The 6,734-nt window shown below is 72.7% G+C and carries 5 protein-coding genes; 2 read left to right on the top strand and 3 right to left on the bottom strand.

What is annotated here, in order from left to right:
• Positions 1-53: 53 nt before the first annotated feature.
• On the bottom strand, positions 54-2,636 hold the full coding sequence (locus tag CR470_RS34640) for a bifunctional FO biosynthesis protein CofGH (protein ID WP_097871396.1): 2,583 nt from the start codon (positions 2,634-2,636) through the stop codon (positions 54-56).
• A 160-nt stretch (positions 2,637-2,796) separates the two neighbouring features.
• Between CR470_RS34640 and CR470_RS34645 the strand changes: the two genes are divergently transcribed.
• Positions 2,797-3,531, top strand: a complete 735-nt coding sequence (locus CR470_RS34645; RefSeq protein WP_097871398.1) for an HAD family hydrolase — start codon at positions 2,797-2,799, stop codon at positions 3,529-3,531.
• Between the two features lie 131 nt (positions 3,532-3,662).
• Here the strand turns inward: CR470_RS34645 and CR470_RS34650 are convergent, their stop codons facing one another.
• Both CR470_RS34650 and CR470_RS34655 read right to left on the bottom strand, forming a co-directional pair.
• Positions 3,663-5,147 (bottom strand): peptidoglycan D,D-transpeptidase FtsI family protein, encoded by a 1,485-nt coding sequence (locus CR470_RS34650; protein WP_097871400.1) that lies wholly within the window; start codon positions 5,145-5,147, stop codon positions 3,663-3,665.
• Positions 5,148-5,303: 156 nt separating this feature from the next.
• Positions 5,304-6,149, bottom strand: a complete 846-nt coding sequence (locus CR470_RS34655) for an LLM class F420-dependent oxidoreductase (protein ID WP_097871402.1) — start codon at positions 6,147-6,149, stop codon at positions 5,304-5,306.
• Positions 6,150-6,269: 120 nt separating this feature from the next.
• Here CR470_RS34655 and CR470_RS34660 point away from each other — a divergent pair.
• Positions 6,270-6,734, top strand: a 465-nt coding sequence (locus CR470_RS34660; protein ID WP_179892473.1) for a tetratricopeptide repeat protein, incomplete at its 3' end; no start/stop codon positions are given.

Below are 6,734 nucleotides of genomic sequence, written 5' to 3' on the forward strand. Positions count from 1 at the left end.
GCGCTGCCTGGCGGGAGCCCACCCCGCCCGCCCCGCCCCGGCCTCCCCCGCCCTCAGCTCGGCAGCACCGGCAGCAGTTCCGGCAGATGGCCGTCCGAGGCCGTGGCCGCCGCGACGCGTTCGGCCGGGACCTCTCCGTACAGGGTCGTACGGGGGCGGGACGGGCGGCCCGCCAGTTCGGCGATGGCCTCCAGGCCCTGGATGGAGCGGTAGGAGCCGTAACCCGACCCGGCCATCCGGGAGATGGTCTCCTCCATCAGCGTGCCGCCCAGGTCGTTCGCGCCCGAGCGGAGCATTTCCGCCGCGCCCTCCGTGCCGAGCTTCACCCAGCTCGTCTGGATGTTGGTGATGTGCGGGTGGAGCAGGAGTCGCGCCATCGCGGTGACCGCGCGGTTGTCGCGGTCGGTCGGGCCGGGGCGGGCGATGCCGGCCAGGTAGACCGGGGCGTTGGTGTGGATGAAGGGGAGCGTGACGAACTCCGTCAGGCCGCCCGTCTCCTGCTGGAGCCGGGAGAGCGTGCGGAGGTGGCCCAGCCAGTGGCGGGGCTGGTCGACGTGCCCGTACATCATCGTCGAGGACGAGCGCAGGCCCACCTCGTGGGCGGTCCTGATGACCTCCAGCCAGGTGGCCGTGGGCAGTTTGCCCTTGGTGAGGACCCAGCGGACCTCGTCGTCCAGGATCTCCGCCGCCGTACCGGGGATCGAGTCGAGCCCGGCCTCCTTGGCAGCGGTCAGCCAGTCGCGGATCGACAGGCCGGTGCGGGTCGCCCCGTTGACGACCTCCATGGGCGAGAACGCGTGGACGTGCATGCCGGGGACGCGCTCCTTCACCGCACGCGCGATGTCGAAGTACGCCGTTCCGGGCAGGTCCGGGTGGATGCCGCCCTGCATGCAGACCTCGACCGCGCCGACGTCCCACGCCTGCGCCGCGCGGTCGGCGACCTGGTCCAGGGAGAGCGTGTACGCGTCGGCGTCCGTGCGGCGCTGGGCGAAGGCGCAGAAGCGGCAGCCGGTGTAGCAGACGTTGGTGAAGTTGATGTTCCGCGTGACGATGTACGTGACGTCGTCGCCGACCACGTCCCGGCGCAGCGCGTCCGCGATCCGGCACAGCTCGTCCAGCGCCGGGCCGTCCGCGTGGAGCAGGGCGAGCGCCTGGTCGTCGGTGAGCTTCGTCGGGTCGTCGGCGGCCTGGCTCAGGGCCTGGCGTACGTCGGCGTCGATGCGGGACGGGACCATGCCGGGGGCGGCGGCCTCGCGGAGCGCCTCCCAGTCCCCGTACACCTCGTCGAAGTCGTTACGGCGGTCGCCGGTGCGGCCCTCGGTGTCGATGGTGGTGTGGAGGTCGGTGCGGCCGGAGGAGGTGAAGCCCTCGTCCGGCTCCTGCCAGGGCAGGCCGGCCGGGATCGCGTCCTCGCGGGCCAGGCCCGTCTCCGGGTCGGCCAGGGCGCGGACGTGCGGGAGGAGGCGGGGGTCGAGCCAGGGCTCGCCGCGCTGGATGAACTCCGGGTAGATCGTGAGGCGTTCGCGGAGCGTGAAGCCGGAGTCCGCCGTCTTCCGGGCCAGTTCGTCGATGTGCGGCCAGGGGCGCTCGGGGTTCACGTGGTCGGGCGTGAGGGGCGAGACGCCGCCCCAGTCGTCGATGCCCGCGCCGATGAGGAGCGCGTACTCGGCGTCCACCAGGTTCGGCGGGGCCTGGATCCGGGCGGACGGGCCGAGGATGTGCCGGGCCACCGCGATGGCGGCGGCCAGCTCCTCCAGCTCCGCGTCGGGCATCCCGCGCATCGCCGTGTCCGGCTTGGCGCGGAAGTTCTGCACGATGACTTCCTGGATGCCGTGGTAGGCGCGGGCCGTCTTCCGCAGCTCGAAGAGGGAGTCGGCGCGCTCCTCGTAGGACTCGCCGATCCCGATCAGGATGCCCGTGGTGAAGGGGACGTTGGAGCGGCCCGCGTCTTCGAGGACGCGCAGCCGTACGGCCGGTTCCTTGTCCGGGGAGCCGTGGTGCGGGCCGCCGGGCTCGGACCACAGGCGGGTCGCCGTCGTCTCCAGCATCATCCCCATCGAGGGGGCCACCGGCTTGAGGCGCTGGAGGTCGGTCCAGGTCATCACGCCCGGGTTGAGGTGGGGCAGCAGACCCGTCTCCTCCAGGACCCGGATCGCCATCGCCCGTACGTACGCGAGCGTGTCGTCGTACCCCTCCGCCTCCAGCCACTCCCGCGCCTCGGGCCACCGGTCCTCGGGCCGGTCCCCCAGCGTGAACAGCGCTTCCTTGCAGCCCATCGCCGCGCCCTCGCGGGCGATGGCCAACACCTCGTCGGGGGACAGGAACATGCCGTGGCCGGCCCGGCGGAGCTTGCCGGGGACGGTGACGAAGGTGCAGTAGTGGCACTTGTCGCGGCAGAGGCGGGTGAGCGGGATGAAGACCTTGCGCGAGTACGTGATCACGCCCGGCCGGCCCGCCGCCTCCAGACCCGCGTCCCGGACGCGGGCGGCCGACGCCGCGAGGTCCGTCAGATCGTCGCCGCGCGCCCGGAGCAGGACGGCGGCCTCGGTCACGTCGAGGGCGACACCGTCGCGGGCGCGTCTGAGCGCGCGCCGCATGGCGTTGGAGGTGGGGCGTCCGCTCTGAGCATCGGTCATGAAACGAGCATACGAGCGAGGTGCGTACGCCGGACCAGGGCATCGGGGGCGGCTTGTCGGGGACGCGCCGGTCGCGAGGCGCCGGTGGTCACTCGTGCGGGCCGACTCACCCGGATGAGACCCCCTCGGCGGGGCCCTCCCGCTTAGTGTCGGAACGGTGATGGAAACGATCGTCCTCGACATCGGCGAAACCCTCGTACGCGACGACCGGCACTGGGCGTCCTGGGCCAACTGGCTCGGCGTACCGCCGCACACGCTCAGTGCGCTGGTGGGCGCGGCCGTCGCCCAGGGCCGCGAGGCCACGGACGCGCTGCACGTCCTGCGGCCGGATATGGACGTCGAGGAGGCGTACCGCGCGCGGGCCGCCGCCGGGCGCGGAGAACACCTCGACGAGTCGGACCTCTACCAGGACGTCCGGCCCGCCCTGGGCGAGCTGCGGGCCGCGGGCATCCGGGTCGTGGTGGCGGGGAACGGCTCCGTCCGGGCCGCGGAGCTGCTGCGGGGCCTGGACCTGCCCGCCGACCTGGTGGTCACCTCGGACGAGTGGGGCGCCCGGAAGCCGGACCCGGCGTTCTTCGCGCGGGTGGCCGAGGTGGCGGGCGCGGCCCCGGAGGCGACGCTGTACGTGGGCGACCACCCGGCCGAGGACCTCTTCCCGGCCGCGGCGGCGGGGATGCGGACGGCGCATCTGCGGCGGGGGCCGTACGGGCACTGGTGGGCGGAGCACCCGGACGTGGTGGAGACGGCGGACTTCCGTATCGACGCGCTGACGGAGCTGGTGGGGCTGACGGGGGTGGGCGGGTCCGATACGTCGGCCGTGGCGGACGCGTCGGACCCGCCGTCGGGCGAGGAGGCGAAGGTGGTGCGGCGGGGGACGCTGCGGTCGGTGCGGTGACCTCACGGCCGGTGCGGTGACCTCACGACCGGTGCTTGGCGGTTCCGGCCCGTCCGGCTGAGGGCCCCTTCGCCCTCGGGCACCCCGGGGCAAGGGTTCCGTCCTCAAACGCCGGACGGGCCGGAAAGGCGCTAGTCCCCCAGCACCGCCTGCATCACGCTCTTCGCGATCGGGGCGCCGAGCCGGCCGCCCGAGATGTCGGAGCGGGAGATGTCCATGTCGGTCGGGTCGATGAACACGGCGACCGCGACCGAGCGGCCGTCGTCCTTCTTGCCGTAGCTGACGAACCAGCCGTACGGGACCTCGTCGCGGACGTTCACGCCGCGCTGTGCGGTGCCCGTCTTGCCGCCGACCGTCACACCGTCGATCAGAGCTCGCTGGGCGCTGCCCTCCTTCGCGGTGTGCTCCATCATCTCCTGGACCTTCTTCGCCGTCTCCGGCGAGACGGCCTGGCTCATCTCCATTGGCTCGTTCTTCTCCAGCGTGGAGAGGTCCGGGCCGCGCAGCTCGTCGACGATGTAGGGCTGCATCAGCTTGCCGTCGTTGGCGAGGGCGGCGGTGACCATCGCCATCTGCATCGGGGTGCTGGTGAGGCTGCCCTGGCCCATGCCGGTGAGGGCCGTGCCGGGCTTGTCGAGCTTCGGCGGGTAGAGGCTCTTCGTGGCGAGCATGTCGCCGAACTCCTCCGCGTACACGTCCTCGTTGAAGCCGAACTTCTCCGCCGTCTCCCGCATCCGGTCCTCGCCCAGCTCGGAGGCCGCGTCGAGGAAGACGTTGTTGCAGGAGTACTGCATGGCGGTCTTCATCGACGCCTTGCTGCACACCGCGTCGCCCGCCTCACTGCCGATCTTGTTGGACGAGAGCGGCAGGGGATACGGGGAGACCGCGTCCGTCTTGGCGTCCACGTCCGTGACGACGCCGTGCTCCAGCGCCGCCGCGGCGGTGAGGATCTTGAAGGTGGAGCCGGGCGGGTAGGTCTCGCGCAGCGGGCGGTTGGCCAGCGGCTTGCCCTTCTTCTTCTCCAGCGCCGTGAAGCGGTCGCTCTCCTTGAACGAGATACCGGCGAAGGTCTCGGGGTCGTACGAGGGCGTGGAGACCAGGGACAGCACCTTGCCGGTGCGCGGGTCCAGGGCGACCACCGCGCCCCGGGCACCCAGGTCCGTCAGCCCCTTGTAGGCCGCCTTCTGCGCCTTGGCGTCGATCGTGGTGATCACGTCGCCGCCGCGCCGGGGCTGCCCCGTCAGGATGTCCTTGGCGTGCCGGAAGGCGAACCGGTCGTCCTGGCCGCTGAGGACGCTGTCGTAGGTCCGTTCCAGCAGCGAGGTGCCCCGGGACTGGGAGGCGTACCCGGTGACGGGCGCGTACATCGGACCGTCCTTGTTGGTCCGGAGGAACGCGTAGTCGCGGCTCTCGGTCTCCTTCGACCCGGTGATCGCCTTGCCGCCGACGATGATGTCGCCGCGCGGGGTGGAGAACCGTTCGAACCTCACCCGGGCGTTGTTCTCGTGCTGGGCCAGCTCCTGGCGGTCGACGTGCTGGAGCCAGTTCACCCGCAGCAGCAGGGCCAGCACCAGCAGCCCACAGAAGATGGCTATGTGCCGCAACGGCCTGTTCATTCCACTCCCCACCCGGGCGGGCTCCGGTCCGCACGGCGGGGTGCCCGCCGACCGGGCCCGCGTATGCGTTCCCCGGTGAACAAGGATGCCTTGTGGGCGTGTGCGGTTGCACCGGCGGCCCCGGTCGCCCCTCATCAGGGGGACGGGGCGTAGTCGTCAGAGGTACGCGGCGTAGTCGTCCAGCGTCCGCAGGACCTCCGGTTCGTCCGCCGGGGGCAGCTGGAGGACGACCTCCTCGATGCCCAGATCCGCGTAGTGGGCGAGCTTCCCGGGGCTGGGCAGGACCGCGTACGGCACCACCTGGAGCTCCTTCGGGTCGCGCCCGGCCTCCGCCCAGACCGTCCGCAGCTCCGGCAGGGACGCGGTGAGGCCCCCGCCGCCGATGGGCAGCCAGCCGTCCGCGTACTCCGCGATGTGCGCGAACAGCTTCGGGCCCGCCCCGCCGCCGATCAGGGTGCGCGGGCCGTTGACCGGACCGCGCGGTCGCTGGGCCGGCTTGGGGTGCGCCTCGCTCGCCCGCACCGACCCGAACGCGCCCTCGTACCCGGTCGGCTCGTCCGCCCACAGGGCCCGCATCAGGGCCATCCGGTCCCGCGCCAGGTCCCGGCGCGTCGACCACTCCACCCCGTGGTCGGCCGCCTCCTCGACGTTCCAGCCGTAACCGATGCCGAGGGTGAACCGGCCGCCGGAGAGGTGGTCCAGGGTGGCCGCCTGTTTGGCCAGGCCGATCGGGTCGTGCTGGGCGACCAGGGTGATGCCGGTGCCCAGGGCGAGGCGCTCGGTGACGGCGGCGGCCTGACCGAGGGCGACGAACGGGTCCAGGGTGCGGCCGTACTCGCGGGGCAGCTCACCGCCCATCGGGGACGGCGTGCTGCGGATCACCGGGATGTGCGTGTGTTCGGGCAGATACAGCCCGCCGAAGCCCCGCTGCTCCAGCTCGCGGGCGAGCCTCACCGGGGTCACCGTCTCGTCGGTGAGGAAGATCGTTGTGGAGATCCGCATCGAGAACACCTCCGTCGTCCGTCAGCGCGTCATGCGTGCGAAGGGCCAAGGTATGCCGTACGACAAAGAATTCCGAGACCGTCGCCCGTGCGCGACGGGAGCGGACGGAGAGGAGCTGGGATGGGGCCGGGACTGGGACCGGGGCTGGGGTACTTCCTGTTGCCGGCGGGCGGCGCGCTGAGCCTGACCGGGGTCGTCACGGGCAACGGCACGCTGATCAGCCTGAGCTGGATCATGTGGGTGCTCGGGATCCTGCTGCTGTTCCGGAACCGTTCCCGCCGCCCCGTCGATCCGCGGAAGCTCGCGGCGGCGGCCGCCGCCGGGGACGCCCGGGCCGTACGGGGGCTGCGGGCGCTCGGCCTGGCCGCGCGGGCCGAGGGGCGTCCCGACGCGGCCGAGCGGCTGCTGCGGCAGGCGGTGGAGGCCGGTGACGTGGAGTCGATGTGGGAGCTGGGCCGCCTGGTCGAGCAGCGCGAGGGCCTGGCGGCGGCGGAGCCGTGGTTCCGGATGGCGGCCCGGGGCGGGCACGCGGTGGCCAGGCGGCTGTTCCGGCCGGGCGGCGCGCTGCACCCGGACGGGTCGGAC

The organism is Streptomyces sp. rh34 (genome assembly GCF_002551245.1).
Taxonomy (GTDB): Bacteria; Actinomycetota; Actinomycetes; order Streptomycetales; family Streptomycetaceae; genus Streptomyces.